The organism is Gordonia sp. KTR9 (assembly GCF_000143885.2).
In the GTDB taxonomy this organism is placed as follows: Bacteria; Actinomycetota; Actinomycetes; order Mycobacteriales; family Mycobacteriaceae; genus Gordonia.
Map to the genome: position 1 here is coordinate 2975948 of NC_018581.1, position 18965 is coordinate 2994912.

The following is an 18965-nucleotide window of genomic DNA, read 5'->3' on the forward strand; positions in this document are numbered from 1 at the left end:
CGATCCACACATCGCTTCACACACTCGACCGAGAGGTATTCATGGGCAGCGTCGCCGTCATCGACCATCCGCTGGTGCAACACAAGCTGACGCTGATGCGTCGCAAGGAAACGTCGACCAACGACTTCCGCCGCCTCCTCGACGAGATCTCGATCCTGATGGCGTACGACGTCCTGCGCGACATCCCGATGCACGAGATCACCATCGACACGCCACTTGAGACCACCACCGCGCGAGTCATCGACGGCAAGAAGCTGGTGTTCGCCGCCGTCCTGCGTGCCGGTGCGGGCATCGCCGACGGCATGCTGACGGTGGTCCCGGGCGCGCGCGTCGGCCACATCGGTCTCTACCGTGACCCGAAGACCATGGTCGTCGTCGAGTACTACTTCAAGATGCCGTCGGAGCTGTCCGAACGTGACGTCGTGATCGTCGATCCACTGCTGGCGACCGGCCATTCGGCCGTCGCCGCCATCGACCGCATCAAGGAATACGGTCCGAAATCCATCAAGTTCGTCTGCCTGCTCGCCTGCCCGGAGGGCATCGAGGTACTGCACCGCTCGCACCCCGACGTGCCGATCTACACCGCAGCGGTCGATCGGGAACTCGACGACAACGGCTTCATCCGCCCCGGGCTCGGCGATGCGGGCGACCGCATCTTCGGAACCGCGTGAGGCCGACGATCCGCGGGTGATGCCCGTCTAGGACACCTGCCAGGCCACTGCGGCACCGATCGCCCCGGTCGCGTTCAGGGCCCAGTGGAGAGCGATGGGCGCGAGCAGGCTCGTGGTGCGCTGCCGGAGCCAGCCCAGCACGAAACCCGCGACCGCGGTCGCGAGCACGGCTCCGGCGATGCCGACGATCTGCGCCATCGTCCCGGCGCCCAAGATGCCGCTCAGTCCTTCGTTGCCCGCGGTGAGCCCCGTCGAGGACAGGATGTGCCAGAGGCCGAAGGCGATCGCGCCGACGACCAGCGTCGTCAACGGGGCGAACAGCCGGCCCAGAACCCCTTGCAGCACACCGCGGAACAAGACCTCCTCGGGGAGAACCGTCTGCAGCGGAATGATCACGAATGCCGCGAGAAGGGCCTCGGAGGTGTCGTCGTACCGGTCGGACAGGAAGAACTCACGCGTGGCCGGGATCGCGACCGCCGTGGACACCACGGCGGCGACCACGAGGACCGCTGCCACGGTAACCGGGATCCCGGCACGCAGCTCCGCGCGGCTCAGGCCGAGGTCCCGCCAGCCGAGGCCGGCGAGACGAGCGATGACCACGGCCACGACGGCGGCCACGGGGACGATCGCCACCGACACCGCACCTTCGGTGAGATGCGCGCCCACGTTCACCGCGACGAGAAGCGCGACCACCACGATCAACAGCGCGACGTCGGTGCGCCGGGAGGGGGTGATCACCCGTCGAGTCTGCCCCACCGCGTCCCTGCGGTGCCGGTGAACGAGACCGCGGTGTCGCAGAATGATGCGGTGCCCGGATCCGCGACCGTCGTCGACCGCCTCGAACGCCATCAGGTGGTGCTGTATCTCGGCGCGATCCTCACCGGACTGGTCGCCGGTGTGGTGGTTCCCGGTCCTGCCGAGTTGCTCGAGGCGGCGATCACGCCACTGCTCGCAGCGCTGCTCTACGTCACCTTCTTGCAGATCCGCCTGTCGGACCTGCTGGCTTCGTGGCGCGACCGCCGGTTCATGGCGGCGGTGTTGCTCCTGAACTTCGTCCTCGCCCCGCTGCTGATCGCGGTGCTGTCCCTCACCCTGCCCGCCGACGACGCGATACGGCTCGGTGCTCTGTTGGTGCTGCTGTGCCCGTGCGTCGACTACGTCGTCGTGTTCGCCGGACTCGGCGGCGGTGACGCCCGTCGTCTGCTCGCGGCCACGCCACTGCTGCTCCTCGCCCAGATGCTGATGACACCGCTCTACCTGCTGGTACTGCTCGGCGACGGGCGGTCGGTGATCGAGCCGGAGCCCTTCCTCTGGGCGTTCTTGATCCTCATCATGTGCCCGCTCGCGCTGGCGTGGGCCACCCAGGCGTGGGCGGACCGGTCCGAGGCGGGCCGCCGAACCTCGGCCGGAGCCGCCACCACCATGGTCCCGCTGATGATGGCCGTTCTCTTCGTCGCGGTGAGTTCTCAGGTGCTCCTTGTCGATTCACGCTTCGCCGAGATCGCCGGCGTCATCCCGGTCTTCGCCGCGTTCCTGGTGATCATGGTCGCGATCGGGCTCGGGGTGACGCGCTCGTTCCGGCTCGCCACGGAACCCTCGACCGCGGTCGTCTTCTCCGGTGCCACCCGCAACTCGCTCGTCGTCCTACCGCTCGCGCTGGCCCTGCCGGTCGGAGCGGAACTGGCCGCCGCGACGGTGATCACCCAGACGCTGGTCGAACTGCTCGGGATGGTCGTTCTCGTGTGGGCCTTCACTTGTGTGGCACGTCGGCGCTGAGGCCACCATCCATCACGAATTCGGCGCCGGTCGCGTACGACGACTCGTCGCTGGCCAGGAACACCACGAAGGTCGACACCTCACGCGACTCCGCGGCCCGGCCCATCGGCACGGTCACCATGTCGTCGGGAATCCCCTCGGTCATCGGCGTCCGGATGAGACCCGGGTGGATGGAGTTCACCCGCACGTTGTGCGGAGCCAGTTCGAGCGCAACCGATTTCGCCAGACCGCGCACTCCCCACTTGCTTGCGACGTAACCGTGCGCCCAGGGACTGCCACGCAGACCCTCCACCGACGAGACGTTGATGATCGACCCGCCGCCCGCATCGATCATCAGATCGGCGACCGCCTGGATACCGAGGAACGTACCCGTGAGGTTCACATCCAGGATCTGCTTCCATTTGTCGAGCCGGAACTTCTGGATCGTCGAGCCGTTCACGATGCCTGCGTTGTTCACCAGGACGTTGACCTTGCCGAACTCGTCGACCGCGGTCGACACGGCGCTCTGCCAGTCCTCGGGTGAGGTGACGTCGAGGTGGACGTAGCGTGCCGCGTCCCCCAGTTCGGCGGCCAGCGCCTTGCCCTCATCGTCGAGGATGTCGCCGATCACCACCTTCGCGCCCTCCGCGACGAGGGCCCGGGCGTGTTCGGCTCCCATCCCCCGCGAACCGCCGGTGATCACTGCAACCTTGTCGTCTACGCGTCCCATGGGGCGCAACGCTACCGCGATGAGATCGAAAATAGAACAGGTTCCACCAAGAAATGGTCTACTGAACAGACAAACGTCCGGACAGGTGTACACCACGCCCGACCGGCGACTACCGAGCCCAAGGAGTACCACGCCATGTCCATCCGGGTAGCTCTCGTCGGAACCGGCAACGTCGGCCGGTTGTGCCTCACCCAGCTGATCGAGGACCCGCGGTTCGAACTCACGGCGGTGTCCGTGTCAACACCGGAGAAGGTCGGAATCGACGCCGCGACGCTGGCCGGAGTGGAGGCGCCCACCGGAGTCCTGGCGGTGGGCGACCTCGACGAGGCGATAGCGACCGAGCCGGACTGCGTCGTGTACTGCGCGATGGGCGACACCCGGCCCGTCGAGGCGTTCGACGACGTGGTGCGCGTACTGGCCGCGGGCATCGACGTCGTCGGTTCCTCGCCCAACACGCTCCAGTACCCGTGGGGCGTGATGCCCGCGAAGGCCATCGCCAAGATCGACGAGACCACCGCGGGCAGCGGGGCCAGCCTGTTCGTCACGGGCGTCGATCCCGGCTTCGCCAACGACCTCATCCCGTTCGTGTTCGCGGGAACCTGCCAGCGGATCGAGCAGGTGCGCTGCATGGAGATCGCCGACTACGCGACCTATGACGGGGCGACGGTGATGTTCGACGTCATGGGCTTCGGCAAACCGCTCGACGAGACACCCATGCTGTTCCTCCCGGGTGTGCTGGGTCTGGCGTGGGGGACGACGATCCGGCAACTGGCCGCCGGTCTCGGCGTCACGATCGACGAGATCGACGAGGTCTTCGAAAGCGAGCCCGCGCCCGAAGATTTCGACATCGCGGCCGGGCACATCGCCGCGGGCACCCGCGCCGCCGTGCGGTTCGAGATCATCGGCAAGGTGGCCGGTGAACCGGTGATCGTCATCGAGCACGTGACGCGGCTTCGGGGCGACCTCCGGCCGGACTGGGCCCAACCCGCCCAGCCGGGCGGGTGCTATCGCGTCGAGATCACCGGCGAACCGTCCTACACCGTCGACATCTGTCCCACGAGCCGCAAGGGCGACCACAATCACGCCGCCATCGTCGCCGCCGCAGGCCGGATCGTGAACGCGATCCCGGCGGTCGTCGACGGACCCGCGGGACTCCGCACCACGCTCGACCTCCCCCTCGTGACGGGTCCTGGGGTTTCGACAGGCTCAACCGGCAGGTAAGAGGTCAACCGGCAGGTAAGAGGTCAACCGGCAGGTAAGAGGTCAACCGGCAGGTAAGAGGTCAACCGGCAGGTCGGACGTCAACCGGCAGGTCGGACGTCAACCGGCAGGTCGGACGTCAACCGGCAGGTTGGAGGTCAACCGGCAGGTTGACGCTCCACCGCCGGGGAGACCTCGGCATGCCTTCGCGCTCAGACCATCCCGGCGTCGTGCATGAGGATCGCGACCTGGACACGGTTGCTCGCATCGAGCTTGGTGAAGATGTGCGAGATGTGCGCCTTGACCGTGGCGAGACTCATGTAGAGGCGTTCGGCGATCTCGGCGTTGGACGCGCCGCGGGCCAGTTCGACGGCCACGTCCCGCTCGCGCGCCGTGAGCTGGTCGACGCGCCCCGCCGCAGAAGATGCACGATGGCCACCGGTGCTCACGACCTGCTTGATCAGGGCGGCGGTCACGGAGGGACTCAGGGCCGGCCGGCCGTCGAGCACGTCATGGATGGCGGCGACGATGTCGTCGGGTGGAGTGTCCTTCAGAAGGAACCCGTCCGCGCCCATCGCCAGTGCGCGGACCACGTAGTCGTCGGCGTCGAAGGTCGTGAGGACGATGACCGCAGGCGCCGAGGACAGGGCTTTGAAGCGGCCGGTTGCCGCGATCCCGTCGAGGATCGGCATCCGTAGATCCATCAGGACGAGGTCCACGGGTCCGGCGCCATGGGTGTCGAGGGCCTCCTGCCCGTTGCTCGCCTCGGCGACGATGTCCAGACCCGAGTCGCCGCCGAGGAGAAGCCGGAGTCCCGAGCGAACGAGCGGGTCGTCGTCGACGATCATGATGCGGGCGGTCATGACTGCCACGGTAGCCACACGTGCAACAGGAAGCGCTTGTCCTCGCTGACCGTCACCGACTGTCGGCCGCCGTGCAACTCGACCCGCTCGGCCAGACCCACGAGGCCGAACCCGGGTGTGGGACGACTCGAACCCATCGACAGCGGTAGCGGATTCTCGACGAGCAGATCCACTCCGTGATCCGGACCGCCGCGGATATGCATGGTCACCGGCGCGCTCGGCGAGTGGCGGCGCGCGTTGGTCAAGGCCTCCTGCACACACCGGTACAACGTCCGCGAGATCGCCGGACTCAGTGAGGTCACGTCGATATCGCAGCGGCTCTCCACCCGCATACCCAGCCGGCGCGCCTCCTCGATGAGCGCGGACAGGTCCGGAACACCTTGCGGTTCCTCCGGAGTGGCGTCACCGGGGCCTTCGCGCAGAACCCCGAGCACCTCCCGCAGTTCGGTCAGCGCCAGGTGTGAGGTCTCCTGGATGGTCTGCGCCGTCTCGCGGATCTGCTCGCCGGACAGGTCCGAACGGTAGGCCAGCGCACCCGCCGACATACTCATCGCCGAGATGCGGTGAGCGAGGATGTCGTGCATCTCCCGCGCGATCCGTGCCCGTTCCAGCGATCGTGCCTGCATGACCTTCGCCTGCTGCTCGGCCTCCGAGGCGAGCGCGCGCGCCCGCCAGCTCGCGAGAAGCTCACGGCGCGAACCGATGTAGAGACCCCACGCAACCATTGCCGCCGTCGCGACCACCGTGACCGTGTACTGGACGATGACCGGATCGCTCGCCTCGGTGGGCGTGGCGAAGAACTCGAGGGCGATGATCCCCGCGCCGACGGACAGCACGGCCTGCGGGATGATCTCGCGCCACCGTCGCCGGGTGGACAGGGACACCATGGCGAGAATCCCCGGTCCGAGCGACGACGACGACATGATCGTCACGATGTTCGTGAAGGTCGTGACCGGTACGGGATGGCTTCGGCGCCACCAGATGACGATGTAGGAGAGCACCCCGAGCGCGAGGTCGGTGATGAACCACCACCTGGCCTCGTCCCAGAGGTACGCCGCGCGCGTGGCGAAGGCGCCGACCGAGATGCAGAGCATCACCGCGAGCCGCCACAGTCGGCCGGTCCACGCCATCGGGGGTTGGTACTGCTCAGGACGCACACCGTCACCGTAGTCGTGCGGCGTCGTCGATCGCGTCCGACCGATGGGTGCCGACCCCTACGACTTTCGGCCGATACGACGGTGTCCGGATGCCCGATGTGATCGTCACCTGCGAAGGACACGATGGACGCCATGATCACTGTGAAGAATCTGACGAAGCGATACGGCGACTACGTCGCGGTCGACGACGTGTCCTTCACCTGCCGGCCCGGGCAGGTGACCGGATTCCTCGGTCCCAACGGAGCCGGGAAGTCGACGACGATGCGGATCATCGCCGGACTGACGCCGCCGACTTCCGGAGTGGCACATCTGTACGGCGTCGACTACCGGATGATCCCGAATCCGGCGACACAGGTCGGCATCCTCCTGGACGCCTCGGCCCAACATGCCGGCCGAACCGGCGCGGAGGTGCTGCGACTGTCGGCCATGACCATGGGCATCGGCCGCGACCGCGTCGACGAGATGCTCGAACTGGTGAGCCTGACCCCGGAGGAGGCCGGACGGCGGGTCCGCAACTATTCACTCGGTATGCGCCAGCGGCTCGGCATCGCCGCGGCCCTGCTGGGCGATCCGAAGATCCTCATCCTCGACGAACCGGCCAACGGACTCGACCCGGCCGGGATCCACTGGATGCGAACCCTGCTGCGCGGATATGCCGATCGCGGCGGGACGGTGCTGCTGTCGTCGCATCTGCTGCACGAGATCGAGATCGTCGCCGATGACATCGTCGTGATCGGCAACGGCCGGATCGTCGCGCAGGGCACCAAGGACGAGCTACTCGCCGGCGCCGGCACGCGCGTCCGGTCACTCGACGACGCATCACTCGGCGACGCGCTGGCGGCCTCCGGGATCACGGTGCAGCGCAACGCTTCCGGTGGCCTCGATGTCGATGCCGAGCCGATCGACGTCGGCCGCGTCGCGACCGCCGTCGGCGTCGTCCTCACCGAGCTGCGTCCTGCTGACGGAGCTCAGCTCGAAGCGATGTTCCTGCAGCTCACCGCCGAAACCCAGCGCGAACACACCACATTCGAAGGAGCAGCCCGATGACCATCGCCGACTTCGGCACACCGCTGCCGCCGGCCGACGTGATCGACGTCGACCGCCCCGGAATCCCGTTCTCCCGACTCGTCCGAGTCGAACTTCGCAAACTCGTCGACACCCGCGCCGGCTTCTGGCTGACGGCCTCGATCGGCGTGATCGCGGCTGTCGTCGTCGTCGCGATGCTCATCGCCAACCGCAACACCCCCGAGAACCTGAACCTCGGACAGTTCTTCGGGATGATGAACATCCCCACGGCCATCATCCTGCCGATCCTGGCGATCCTGCTCGTGACCGGCGAGTGGAGCCAGCGCACCGCGCTGACGACGTTCACGCTCGAGCCGCGGCGGCAGCGCATCGTCGGTGCGAAGCTGGTCGCGGCGCTGCTCACCGCCATCGCGGCGGTCGCGGTCGCGCTCGTGCTCGGTGTCATCGGCAACGGGATCGCCGGTCTGGCGTTCGCCGATCCCGCCGGCTCCTGGGATCTCACCCTCGCAGGCTTCGTCAACTCGTTTGTGTCGCAAACCTTCGGGTTGCTTCTCGGGTTCGGGTTCGCCGCCCTGATCCTGAACACCCCGGGCGCGATCGTCGCGTACTTCGCCCTGCCCACCGCACTCACCGTGGTGAGCCAGCTGGTTCCGTGGTTCAAGGACAATCTCGGGCAATGGGTCGACACCGGACTGACGAACGTGCCGTTCCAGGAGGCCGACTGGGCAACCGGAGGCGAATGGGCGCGGATGCTGGTCTCGGCCGTCATCTGGATCGGACTACCCCTCGGCATCGGTGTCCTGCGAATCCTGAGGTCCGAGGTGAAGTAACGGACGCCGCCCGGTGGCACGACGGTCACGGTCGCCGTAAGCGCCGCTCCCACACCGACGATCGGTGTTACGGTTTCCGGGTTCTCGAGAAAGAGGAACCCACGTGTCGTCCACCGCACCCACCTCGCAGCCACCCGCCGCTCCGGAACCGGACGAACCGCCGGTCCCGGAGCGCGCGGCGGCATCCGGCCCGGCCGACGAACCGAAGCCGTCGTGGTGGCGCCGACGGCTCCACCGGTACTCCTGCGTAGGGCTGACGGTCGCGCTCGTCTTCCTGTGGCTGTCGGTGACACCGTCGCTCCTACCCCGCGGTCCGCTGTTCCAGGGCATCGTGAGCGGGGCCTCGGCCGCCGTCGGGTACGCCCTCGGTGTCGGTGTCTCGTGGCTGATCCGCTACATGATCTCCCGGGACGACCCCTGGCCGGCGCCGATGCGTCGGCTCTGGGCGGCGCTGGGCCTGGCGGCCATCGCCGGAACCGTGGTCATGCTCGTCGCCTTCCAGCGATGGCAGGACCAGATCCGGACGATGATGGGGGTCGATCTGCTGTCATGGACGGCCTACCCGCAGATCGTGCTCATCGCCGTCGTGGTCTTCGCACTGTTGATGACCATCGGCCAGGCATGGGGCGACGGTGTCGCCTGGCTCGTACGAAAGATCAATCGTGTTGCACCTCCCCGCATCTCGGCCTTCGCCGCGGCGACCATCGCGATCATCGTCACGGTGCTGGTCCTCAACGGCGTGGTCGCGAACTACGGGATGTCCGCGCTGAACTCGTCCTTCGCCGCGGTCAACGACGAGACCACCGCGGATTCGAATCCGCCGACGACGCCGCTGCGTTCGGGTGGTCCGGGCTCGCTGGTGACGTGGGATTCGCTTGGGCGCCAAGGCCGCATCTTCGTCTCGGTGTCGCCGACGGTGGCCGAGTTGAGCGAGTTCAACGGCACGCCGGCGATCGAACCGATCCGCGCCTACGTCGGACTCGGATCGGGCAAGGACCTGCGGGCCAATGCCGAACTGGCCGCCGAGGAGCTCGTCCGCGCCGGAGGGTTGCAGCGCAAGCTCATCGCAGTCGCGTCCACCACCGGAACCGGCTGGATCAACCAGGCCACCGTGGACTCCCTGGAGTACATGTACAACGGCGACACCGCGACGGTCAGCATGCAGTACTCCTACCTGCCGAGCTGGCTGTCGTTCCTCGTCGACAAGGAACGCGCCCGTCAGGCGGGGCAGGCACTCTTCGAAGCGGTCTCGGAACGGGTGCGCGAAGTTCCCGAGGCCCAGCGCCCGAAACTGGTCGTCTTCGGCGAGAGCCTCGGCTCCTTCGCGGCCGAGTCGGCGTTCGGGACCATCCCGGCGCTCAGCGCGCGCACCGACGGCGCGTTGTTCAGCGGCCCGACCTTCAACAACAAGCTGTGGGTGGACACGACCGGGTCGCGCGACGAGGGGACCCCGGAAGTCCTGCCCACCTTCGACGACGGTCGGCAGGTCCGATTCATCGCCGACGCTCCGGACCTCGACGAGCCGACCACCGAGTGGGTGTCTCCGTCGGGTCGCGCGGTGTACCTGCAACACGCCTCCGACCCGATTTCGTGGTGGAACCCCCGATTGATCCTGCGTGAACCCGACTGGCTCCAGGAGGAACCCGGCCGCGATGTGCTGTCGGCGATGCGCTGGATTCCGTTCGTGACATTCCTCCAGGTCAGCGCGGACATGGCGGTCTCGGTCGGGGTGCCCGACGGCCACGGACACAACTACCTCTCCGCGATCCCCGCGGCCTGGGCCAAGATCCTGCAGCCACCGGGCTGGACCGAGGCCAAGACCGAGAGACTGATCCCGCTGCTGACCCGGGACTGACAAGCGCCCGCCGGTCGAGCGGAGCAATTTCGGTCGGGCGCGCCGGGTCCCCGCCGTTCCATACTCAGAGGGTGAGCACTTCACCGGCCGACCGCGACCGCCTTCGGCAACTGCTCGATGCGGTGCTGTCCGAGGACAACACGTCGCTCGACGACATGGCGTCGGGTGCCTACGCGTCACCGTTCCATTTCACGCGGCAGGTGCGGCGCGGTGCCGGCGAGGCACCGGTGGCCCTGCGACGCCGCGTCCTCCTCGAACGTGCGGCGTGGTTGTTGCAGCGAGGCCAGTCGGTGACCGACGTGGCCTTCGAGTCGGGGTATTCGTCGGTGGACGGATTCGCGCGCGCGTTCAGCCGGGCCTTCGGGCACAGTCCCGGCCGGATGGGCGCGGTGGGCGAGCACAGCCACTGGCTGCCCGCGCCGAACGGCATCCACTTCCACTCTCCCACCGCGCTTTACATCGACAGCGGTTCACCCACCACCGAGGATGCGGGCAACGTGGTGATGCTCATGGTTCGCCATGACCTCGACGACATCGAGGCGATTCTCGACGCCGCGAAGGGTGTCGACGCCGCGTCGTGGACGGCACCGCGCCTGGCCGGAAACCAACCGCTGTCCTGGAGTGGACCGGAGGAGAATCTCGCTCAGGTGCTCTCGCATCTGGTCGCCGACAAGCTCCCCTGGCTGGCGACGATCGAAGGGGCCGACCTGCCACCCGCGGCGCCGACCGAACCGACCGACCTCATCGAGCTCCACCGCGACATCGCACCGCGCTGGCTGGCCCTGATCCGCGACATCGATCGCCGGGGCGCATGGCAGGACCGCGTCATCGATGCACTGTGCGATCCACCCGAGTCGTTCCTGCTCTCGCAAATCGTCGCGCACGTCCTGACGTTCTCCGCACACCGTCGACTCGTCGCCCGGTGGATGTTGCAGGACGCCGGCATCGACATGACGGCCCCCGCACTCGATCCCGACCCGATCATGTGGCACCGCAAACACTCCGGAGGATTCTGATGACCTTTCGCTACTACACGGCAACCACCCTCGACGGCTTCCTCGCCGACGACCGGGACAACCTCGACTGGCTGCTCAGCCAGCCGCTGGAGAAGGGCGGGCCGATGAACTACGACGACTTCTTCTCCCGGGTCGGTTGCGCCGTCATGGGTGCCACGACCTACAAGTGGCTTCTCGATCACGAGGTCTCCGACGGGAAACCCTGGCCGTACGAGATCCCGACATTCATCTTCACCCACCGTGCGCTCACGCCGGTGTCGGACACCATCACGGTGGTGGCCGGGAACCCCGCAGACTTTCGCGATCGTCTCGTCGAGGCAGCCGACGGGCGGGACATCTGGATTGTGGGCGGCGGAGACCTGGCCGCGCAGTTCGCCGAGGCCGGCATGCTCGACGACGTCATCGTCACGTTCGCGCCGGTCACCCTCGGGTCGGGACGTCCACTCTTCCCTCGCCCCTACGACTTCGAGCTGCAGGACTTCGCACGCAACGGCGCATTCCTGTGCGCGCGCTACTCGCCCGTCGGACCGCGGTCGGCCTCTGCCCCGGTCTGATCGGCCAGGGTCTGACCGGTTTCCGACTCTCGGGCGTGAACTCAGCCCTCGCCGACCGACTTCCGCATGACGTCGGGCACCTCGCCGCGAGCCCACCGCGGCAGGATGAAGATCCCCTCCGACTCGGCGGTCACCTCTCCGCCGACCGAGATCGTTCCGGTGACGAAGGTCTTCACCCCCTCCACCCGATCGACTCGCGCCTCGCCCCGGATCGGCCCGAGCGGCGTCCCACGCAGATACCGCACGGAGAGGGTGCCGGTCATACCGGGCACACGCTGGAACACTGCGGTCGAGCCCAGCAGTTGGTCGAAGACGAGCGCGAGCACGCCGCCGTGGACGAGTCCCGCCGGGCCCTCGTACTGGGGTCCGAGTTCGACCTCGAACCAGCTGTGGTCGGTTTCGTGACGGACCTCGACCGGCGGTGCGATCGGGTTGCGACGGCCCAGCACGGCGTTGCCCCAGGAGCGCTTCGTGCCATCCGCGTTGAACCGGATGCCGAACGAACCCGGCAGCTGATCCTTCCGGAGGATCTCGGCGGCGGCGGCGATGAGTCGCCTCGCCTCCTCGATGTCGGAATCGCCGACCTCGGTGCGTACGGTCGCGTCGATCAGGTCCCGGACGCTGCCCGCGATCGCAGACGCGAGTTCGGCCCGGTGCGCGAGCTCCTCCGGATCGATGTTCTCCTGGATGTATCCGCTCATGGACTCATCTAACAGCCCTCGATGTGTGATGGTCGTCGCAACCCGGGCCGGCCGTCGGAACCGACGCATCGTCGGCGGATCCGATCTCGGACACTCCTGACCGCCGAGTAGGCTCCCTCGCATGACAGACCATGCCTGGAACGATCGCGCCTGGACCGCGTTCGACGTCACCGTCGCCGACCACATCGCCGAGGTCACCCTCACCGGCCCGGGCAAGGGCAACGCCATGGGACCGGACTTCTGGCGGGAACTCCCCGAGTTGTTCGGACACCTCGACACCGATCCCGCAGTGCGCGCGGTGGTGCTGACGGGGTCGGGGAAGAACTTCTCCTACGGTCTCGACCTCGTCGCGATGGGCGGGACACTGTCCGGTGTTCTCGCCGGGGACGCGAAGGCGGCGCCGCGCACCGAGTTCCTCGACTCGCTGCGGAAGCTGCAGGCCGGGATCACCGCGGTCGCCGACTGTCGCAAGCCCGTGGTCGCGGCAGTGTCCGGCTGGTGCATCGGCGGTGGGGTCGACCTGATCTGCGCAGCTGACGTGCGCTACGCGAGCGCCGACGCCAAGTTCAGTGTGCGCGAGGTCAAGGTCGGCATGGTCGCCGACGTGGGCACGCTCGCACGGCTGCCGTTCATCATCGGCGACGGCCACCTGCGCGAGCTGGCGCTGACCGGCAAGGACATCGACGCCGCTCGTGCCGAGAAGATCGGTCTCGTCAACGACGTCGCCGACGATCAGGACGCCGTCCTCGAACGCGCCCGGACGACCGCTCGCGAGATCGCGGACAACCCGCCGCTGGTCGTCCACGGCATCAAGTCCGTGCTCGACCATTCGCGCAGCGCCGCCGTCCACGACAGCCTCCGCTACGTCGCGGCGTGGAACTCGGCGTTCCTGCCCAGTGAGGACCTCTCCGAGGCCATCACCGCCGTCTTCGAGAAGCGCAAACCCGAGTTCAAGGGGCGCTGAGCCGGCGGTTCACCACGCGCGGTACACCTCCCCGGACAGCGGGTGCGTGTTGTCGAGATCGGCCAGGAGTCGCACGCCGTCGAACGGCCTACCGTGCGGCGGTGCGACCGTCACGCCTGAGGCTCGGCGAGACACGCTGTCCACGAATCGGTTTCGGAGTCGGTCACTTGCCGACATCACGCCTCCCACCCAACTCACGCGTGCGGGGTCGTCGGTGCCGTGGCCGCTGCGGTCCAGGGCGGTGACCGCCGCGGTGGCCAGTTCGTCGGCCGCATCGTCGATGATCCGCTGTGCCACCGCATCCCGGTCCTCCGACGCGGCGTCGACCGTCCGCGCGAAGCCGGCGACGCGCGCGACCCGGTCGGGGTCGGCCTGCACCACCATGTACAACTCGGGCAGCGGACCGAACTCCTCCTCCGCGGCCATGCGCAGCGCCGTGTCGGGTCCCCGGCCGTCGAAGGCGCGGAGGGCTGCCGCGATCCCCGAGCGCCCGATCCAGTACGCACTGCCTGCGTCGCCGAACAGGTGACCCCAGCCGTCGACGCGGCACACCCCGCCGCGGCCGACGCCGAGTGTGACCACGCCCGTCCCCACCGCGGTGACCGCACCGAACTCGTCGCTATTGGCGGCCAGATAGGCGGTCACCGAATCATGGGCGAGCGCAACGGAAACGACGCCGACGCCGGCAAGTGCCTCGAGCAGGTCGACCGGGCGAGAGGCGTCGGGGGTCAGGCCGGACACCCCGGCCGCGATCACCGACCGGCCGACCGACTCATCAGCCGCCGGCTGGCCGGCCCCCGCGTCGAGGATGTCCCGCACCGTCGTGGCGATCTGCTCCACGACCGGCCTGTCGGTACGGATCGGCGGTGCCTCGTGGTCAGCGGCACCGCCGGCCGTCTCGATGCGGACGCGGGTACCGGTCTGGCCGCCGTCGATCAGGATGCGCGTCGCGCTGTCACCGGTGAGCATGGATCGCACGCTACCCGGGTGATCGCCGGCCCCGAGAGGGTCGCGCATATCGACGGCATCGTCGACCGCCGAGAGCACCTCGACGGCGTCGGCGGGATGTGCGGGGAGTCGACGCCGAGGCCGGACGCACATGACACACTGGGCGCATGAGTGTGCGGCGCGGACTCGCGGTGAAGATCGGTTCGATCTCCTGGATGCCTCGGTTTCTCCCGCAGATCGTCAAGTGCGACAGCGTGATCCAATCCGTGTCGGGCAACCGGCTCAGCTTGCTCGACATCGGTGACCTGCCGAACATCACGATCCGGGTTCCGGGACGCAAGAGCGGCGCGATCCGGACGACGCAGCTCCTCGCCGCCCCGGACGGGTCGGACTGGCTGATCGCGGGGTCGTACTTCGGCGGCCCGAAGATGCCGGCATGGGTGTTCAATGTCCGTGCTGCCGACGAGATCGAGATCGTCGTCCACGGCGAGGTGTCCGCAGCCGTGCCCACCGAACTGTTCGAGGCCGACCGGGACGCGGCTTGGCAGACACTGCGCACGGTCTGGCCCAACTTCGATCTGTACGAGCAACGCACCGACCGCCGTATCCCGGTGTTCCGGCTGCGGCCACTGACCTGATGCCGATCAGCCGTCGGTGACGAACTCCGGTCGGCTGTCGGTGAGATCGACATGGCCCACGAGATACTGCTCGTCGACCGTCTCGACCCGCGGCCCGTCGGCGTCGTAGTCGGGGGTGTAGGACACCCGCCAGCGCACGGGTCCGACCACATCGACGACCCCCAGACCGGATCCGCTCCGAATGCCCCTGTCCCCCGGTGCATCCGAACCCGGATCGCGGAGCAGATATCGCAGACCGGACAAGTCCCTCGGCGCGGTCCACCGCACACTGCCGTCGACCGCGGAGCGATACAGCCGTTGGGTGCAGCCCTCGACCTGCCGGCCCGCATCGGCGCGGCTCGACGCCGCACACGCGGTCAGGTGGGCCGACACCGCGTCGCTGACGGCCCCGGTGCCGGCGGCACTCAGCTCGCCGACGACCCGCACCGTCATGGGTGCTCGCGGCGTGGTCGGGTGATCGTCATCCGACGCGCGCGCGACGAAATCGGTGTCGCGGGAGCCCCAGCGCTGCGGTCCGGGGAACAGATGGACCGTGTCGCCCTCCTCGACCTCCGCACCGAAGAGCGTCGGTTGCACGACCGCCAGCGAGACGATCCGAACCGCGACCGCGCCGTCGACGACCGCCCACCCGTCGGCGACCCGCGTGGTCCGGATCTCGGTGTCGACCACCCGCGTCCCCATTCGGTACCGCGCCCGGACCTTCGCCTCCGGTTCGCCGTCGGCCGCAGGCTGCACCTCGATGTCGCCGAGAGGTGCGGCAGCGCGTTGTGCGCGCAGGACGTTGTCGGTCAGGAACCGCGCATCGGGACGCGGGTCGATCACGCCCAGAGCGGCGTCGGCGTCGGCGTCGGCAAGTGCATCGAGATAGGTGCGGACGGCGTCGGCCGGGGTGGCCGCCCGCTCGTCTTCGCGGGCCAGACCGACGACGAGCGCGGCTACCAGCACCATCGTCAGGACAACCGCCACGCCGCCGAAGACGATGATCCGTCTCCGGCGGCTCACCGGCGGCCTGTCCGTGGTCCGGCTGGAGCGATCAGGACTCCGAACCGGCCGCCGACCCGTTCCCGGTGAACGCCTCGGTGAGGCGGCCGGCGAGGATCTTCGCGAACTCGGCCGGGTCGTCGAGCTCGCCGCCCTCGGCGATGACGGCCATGCCGTACAGCAGCTTCGCCGTCGGCACGAGCTGCTCGTGATCACCGGCTCCGTAGGCCTTGTTCAGAGCGGCGACGAGTGGGTGATCGGGGTTGAGTTCGAGGGCCCGCTTGGACTTGGGGAACTCCTGCCCCGACGCCCGGTACAGCTTCTCCAGCTGCGGTGACATCGAGAACGTGTCACCGACGAGGCATGCCGGCGATTCGGTCAGGCGCGAGGAGAGCCGCGTCTCGCTGACATCGTCGGAGAGGGTGCTCGTGAGCCACTCCAACAGATCCGCGTAGGTCTTGTTCTGCTCTTCCTTGGCGGAGTCGTCGGTGTCCTCGTCGTCACCCTCGAGGTCGACAGCACCCTTGGCGATCGACTGGAACGTCTTGCCGTCGAACTCCGCGCCCGCCGAAACCCACATCTCGTCGACGGGATCGGACAGGACGAGGACCTCGATCCCCTTGGCGCGGAACGCTTCCATGTGCGGCGAGTTCACGATCTGCTGACGCGATTCGCCCGTCATGTAGTAGATCGTGTCCTGACCGCTCTTCATCCGGCCGATGTAGTCGGCGAGTGTGGTCAGCTCATCCTCGGAGTGGGTGGTGGCGAACGACGACGCCTTCAGGAGCGCATCGCGGTTGTCCGGGTCGTTGACGAGCCCTTCCTTGAACACCCGGCCGAAGGCATCCCAGAAGGTGCGGTAGTCCTCGGGACGACCGGCGCGCATCTCGGTGACCGTCGAGATGACCTTCTTCGTCAGACGGCGACGGATGGCACGGATCTGACGATCCTGCTGCAGGATCTCCCGGGACACATTCAGCGAGAGGTCGGCCGCGTCGACGACACCCTTCACGAAGCGCAGATACTCCGGCATCAGTTCGGCGCAGTCGTCCATGATGAAGACGCGCTTGACGTAGAGATGGATGCCGACCTTGCTGTCCCGCATGAACAGGTCGAACGGCGGCTGCGTCGGGATGAACAGCAGGGCCTGGTACTCGAAGGTGCCCTCGGCCTGCAGCGTGATGGTCTCCAGCGGCGAATCCCAGGCATGGGAGACGTGCCGGTAGAACTCCTGGTACTCCTCGTCGGTCACTTCCGAGCGCGACTTGGCCCAGAGCGCCTTCATCGAGTTGATCGTCTCCGGCTCGACGATCGTCGTCGTCTCCGGCGTCTTCGCCTCGCCCGCGTCCTCGGTGTCGGCGTCGGGGGTCTCCACCGGGACCGTCTTCTCGACGTCCATCCGGATCGGCCACGCGATGAAGTCCGAGTACCGCTTCACGAGCTGACGGAGCTTGGTCTGATCCGAATAGTCGTAGAGGTGGTCCTCGGTGTCGACGGGCTTGAGCGCCAACGTGACCGAGGTGCCCTGCGGCGCGTCGGGGACATCGTCGATCGTGTACGTGCCGTCACCGGTCGACTCCCAGCGGGTACCGGTGGTCTCCCCCGCCTTGCGGGTCACCAGGGTGACCTTGTCGGCGACCATGAACGTCGAGTAGAAGCCGATACCGAACTGGCCGATCAGTTCCTCGGCAGCCGCGTCGGACACCCCGTTCGCACGTGCCTCCGCGAGCGATCGGCGTAGTTCCGCCGTGCCCGAACGGGCCAGCGTGCCGATCAATCCGACGACCTCGTCACGGGTCATGCCGATGCCGTTGTCGGCGACGACCAGCGTCCGTGCCTCCGCGTCCGGGTCCAGGGTGATGTGGAGATCGGAGGTGTCGACGTCGAGGTCCTTGTCGAGCAGGGACTCGAGCCGCAGCTTGTCCAGCGCGTCGGATGCATTCGAGATCAACTCGCGCAGGAAGCTGTCCTTGTTCGAGTAGATCGAGTGCACCATGAGATCCAGCAGCTGCCGGGTCTCGGCCTGGAACTCGTGGACTTCGGGCTGAGCGCTCATCGCAGACCTCCATGTTCTGTTCTCGTGCACCGGGCGGCGGGGATCTGTCGCACCGGTGCGACACGTGGGGACGGACACCGACTTTACCGAGCGGTGGTGTGGCTACCCTGGGTCGGGGACCGACTAACCCGGGCGGCATCCGTGCCGGCCGGGAACGATCAGGAAGCCAGGTGGATGGGCACACCGCGACTGCTGTTGGTGCACGCGCACCCTGACGACGAATCCCTGTGGACCGGCGGCCTGATCGCGCGTCACACCGACGCCGGCGGCGAGGCGGACCTCGTCATGTGCACCTGGACCGACGGCACGATCAGGCACCGCGAACTCGCCGACGCGGTGAACATCCTCGGGATGCCACGACCGCCGATCATGCTCGGCTATGCCGACGACCGGCGACCGGAGTCGGCCCCCGATGCGGAGCGGTTGTGCGACGCGTCGTTCGACGAACAGGTCCGCGCACTGACCCACCACATCCGTGCCCTGCAACCCGACATCGTGATCACCTACGACTCGCTGGGCATCTACGGTCACCCGGACCACGTCCATGCCCATCGGCTCGCGTGCGCGGCCGCGGATGCCGCGGCGTCGACGAAGCTCTATCACCGCGCCGGGCCGGCCTGGCGGGTCCGTTCGTTGTACTTCGCCACGATCCCGGAATGGATGATGGACATCCTCGCGGAGAGCCTCTTCGCGGACATCCCGCGGGCTCAGTTGCCCGGGACGCCGGAGTCCGAGATCGACGTGGTCGTCGACGTGTCGGATCTCGCGGCCCGGAAGCGGGCCGCGGTCACCGCCCACCGTTCGGAGATCCCTCGCAGCCGGGCCATCTCGGGCTTCATGACGTTGCCCGACGACGTCCAGGAGAAGCTGCTCGGCGTCGAGTGTTACCAGCGGCGAGACCTCGTCCCCGGTGGGTGCGACCTGATCTAGGACGGTCGACGAGTTGCCCCACGCCCGCAAACCCACCCCTTTTCCAGATTCTCACCGCGCTCGGACCGGGTGGGTTTACGGAAAAGGGGT

The 18965-nt window shown here is 67.9% G+C and carries 20 protein-coding genes; 12 read left to right on the forward strand and 8 right to left on the reverse strand.

Features of this window, described 5'->3' with window-relative positions; genetic code table 11:
• Positions 1-41: 41 nt before the first annotated feature.
• Entirely contained in the window at positions 42-671 is a 630-nt protein-coding gene (upp, locus tag KTR9_RS14265; protein ID WP_010842472.1) for a uracil phosphoribosyltransferase, read from the forward strand.
• A 27-nt stretch (positions 672-698) separates the two neighbouring features.
• Here the strand turns inward: upp and KTR9_RS14270 are convergent, their stop codons facing one another.
• Entirely contained in the window at positions 699-1409 is a 711-nt protein-coding gene (locus tag KTR9_RS14270) for a CPBP family intramembrane glutamic endopeptidase (protein ID WP_044507955.1), read from the reverse strand.
• A gap of 51 nt (positions 1410-1460) precedes the next feature.
• Between KTR9_RS14270 and KTR9_RS14275 the strand changes: the two genes are divergently transcribed.
• The gene (locus KTR9_RS14275) at positions 1461-2447 is read left to right on the forward strand and encodes an arsenic resistance protein (protein ID WP_014926953.1); all 987 of its coding nucleotides are present in this window, start codon (positions 1461-1463) and stop codon (positions 2445-2447) included.
• Here the strand turns inward: KTR9_RS14275 and KTR9_RS14280 are convergent.
• A complete protein-coding gene (locus KTR9_RS14280; protein ID WP_044506750.1) occupies positions 2422-3156 on the reverse strand; it encodes a glucose 1-dehydrogenase in 735 nt (244 codons plus the stop codon). The two genes, KTR9_RS14275 and KTR9_RS14280, sit on opposite strands and share 26 nt — an antisense overlap.
• 135 nt (positions 3157-3291) lie before the next feature.
• Between KTR9_RS14280 and KTR9_RS14285 the strand changes: the two genes are divergently transcribed.
• Positions 3292-4377 carry an NAD(P)H-dependent amine dehydrogenase family protein gene (locus tag KTR9_RS14285; RefSeq protein WP_014926955.1) on the forward strand — a complete coding sequence of 362 codons (1086 nt, stop codon included), beginning with the start codon at positions 3292-3294 and terminating at the stop codon, positions 4375-4377.
• A gap of 191 nt (positions 4378-4568) precedes the next feature.
• On the opposite strand, the gene KTR9_RS14290 is transcribed toward KTR9_RS14285, so the two are convergent.
• Positions 4569-5219: a response regulator gene (locus tag KTR9_RS14290; protein WP_014926956.1), complete on the reverse strand. Its 651-nt coding sequence runs from the start codon at positions 5217-5219 to the stop codon at positions 4569-4571.
• A complete protein-coding gene (locus tag KTR9_RS14295) occupies positions 5216-6349 on the reverse strand; it encodes a sensor histidine kinase (RefSeq protein ID WP_014926957.1) in 1134 nt (377 codons plus the stop codon). The genes KTR9_RS14290 and KTR9_RS14295 overlap by 4 nt, the downstream gene beginning before the upstream one ends.
• 150 nt (positions 6350-6499) lie before the next feature.
• Between KTR9_RS14295 and KTR9_RS14300 the strand changes: the two genes are divergently transcribed.
• The 5 genes from KTR9_RS14300 to KTR9_RS14320 all read left to right on the forward strand — a co-directional run bounded on the left by KTR9_RS14300 (position 6500) and on the right by KTR9_RS14320 (position 11657).
• Positions 6500-7423 (forward strand): ABC transporter ATP-binding protein, encoded by a 924-nt coding sequence (locus KTR9_RS14300; protein ID WP_014926958.1) that lies wholly within the window; start codon positions 6500-6502, stop codon positions 7421-7423.
• Positions 7420-8232 (forward strand): ABC transporter permease, encoded by an 813-nt coding sequence (locus KTR9_RS14305; protein ID WP_014926959.1) that lies wholly within the window; start codon positions 7420-7422, stop codon positions 8230-8232. Before KTR9_RS14300 ends, KTR9_RS14305 begins: the two co-directional genes overlap by 4 nt.
• Before the next feature lie 103 nt (positions 8233-8335).
• A complete protein-coding gene (locus KTR9_RS14310) occupies positions 8336-10087 on the forward strand; it encodes an alpha/beta hydrolase (RefSeq protein WP_014926960.1) in 1752 nt (583 codons plus the stop codon).
• Between the two features lie 71 nt (positions 10088-10158).
• Positions 10159-11103, forward strand: coding sequence for a helix-turn-helix transcriptional regulator (locus KTR9_RS14315; RefSeq protein ID WP_014926961.1), 945 nt, complete (start codon positions 10159-10161; stop codon positions 11101-11103).
• The gene (locus KTR9_RS14320; protein WP_014926962.1) at positions 11103-11657 is read left to right on the forward strand and encodes a dihydrofolate reductase family protein; all 555 of its coding nucleotides are present in this window, start codon (positions 11103-11105) and stop codon (positions 11655-11657) included. Before KTR9_RS14315 ends, KTR9_RS14320 begins: the two co-directional genes overlap by 1 nt.
• A gap of 41 nt (positions 11658-11698) precedes the next feature.
• Here KTR9_RS14320 and KTR9_RS14325 read toward each other — a convergent pair whose 3' ends face one another.
• The gene (locus tag KTR9_RS14325; protein WP_014926963.1) at positions 11699-12358 is read right to left on the reverse strand and encodes a PaaI family thioesterase; all 660 of its coding nucleotides are present in this window, start codon (positions 12356-12358) and stop codon (positions 11699-11701) included.
• Positions 12359-12479: 121 nt separating this feature from the next.
• Between KTR9_RS14325 and KTR9_RS14330 the strand changes: the two genes are divergently transcribed.
• Positions 12480-13322, forward strand: coding sequence for a crotonase/enoyl-CoA hydratase family protein (locus KTR9_RS14330; RefSeq protein ID WP_014926964.1), 843 nt, complete (start codon positions 12480-12482; stop codon positions 13320-13322).
• Between the two features lie 9 nt (positions 13323-13331).
• Here the strand turns inward: KTR9_RS14330 and KTR9_RS14335 are convergent, their stop codons facing one another.
• Entirely contained in the window at positions 13332-14291 is a 960-nt protein-coding gene (locus tag KTR9_RS14335; RefSeq protein ID WP_014926965.1) for an N-acetylglucosamine kinase, read from the reverse strand.
• Positions 14292-14309: 18 nt separating this feature from the next.
• Between KTR9_RS14335 and KTR9_RS28130 the strand changes: the two genes are divergently transcribed.
• Entirely contained in the window at positions 14310-14441 is a 132-nt protein-coding gene (locus KTR9_RS28130) for a hypothetical protein (RefSeq protein ID WP_274518045.1), read from the forward strand.
• Positions 14438-14908, forward strand: coding sequence for a nitroreductase family deazaflavin-dependent oxidoreductase (locus KTR9_RS14340; RefSeq protein WP_044506756.1), 471 nt, complete (start codon positions 14438-14440; stop codon positions 14906-14908). The genes KTR9_RS28130 and KTR9_RS14340 overlap by 4 nt, the downstream gene beginning before the upstream one ends.
• Before the next feature lie 6 nt (positions 14909-14914).
• Here KTR9_RS14340 and KTR9_RS14345 read toward each other — a convergent pair whose 3' ends face one another.
• Together KTR9_RS14345 and htpG are read right to left on the reverse strand one after the other, a co-directional pair.
• Positions 14915-15910 (reverse strand): hypothetical protein, encoded by a 996-nt coding sequence (locus KTR9_RS14345; RefSeq protein ID WP_044506758.1) that lies wholly within the window; start codon positions 15908-15910, stop codon positions 14915-14917.
• Positions 15911-15941: 31 nt separating this feature from the next.
• Positions 15942-17945, reverse strand: a complete 2004-nt coding sequence (htpG, locus tag KTR9_RS14350) for a molecular chaperone HtpG (RefSeq protein WP_010842455.1) — start codon at positions 17943-17945, stop codon at positions 15942-15944.
• Positions 17946-18119: 174 nt separating this feature from the next.
• Here htpG and KTR9_RS14355 point away from each other — a divergent pair, with 174 nt between their 5' ends.
• Positions 18120-18875 carry a PIG-L family deacetylase gene (locus KTR9_RS14355; RefSeq protein ID WP_010842454.1) on the forward strand — a complete coding sequence of 252 codons (756 nt, stop codon included), beginning with the start codon at positions 18120-18122 and terminating at the stop codon, positions 18873-18875.
• The last annotated feature ends 90 nt before the right edge of the window (positions 18876-18965 follow it).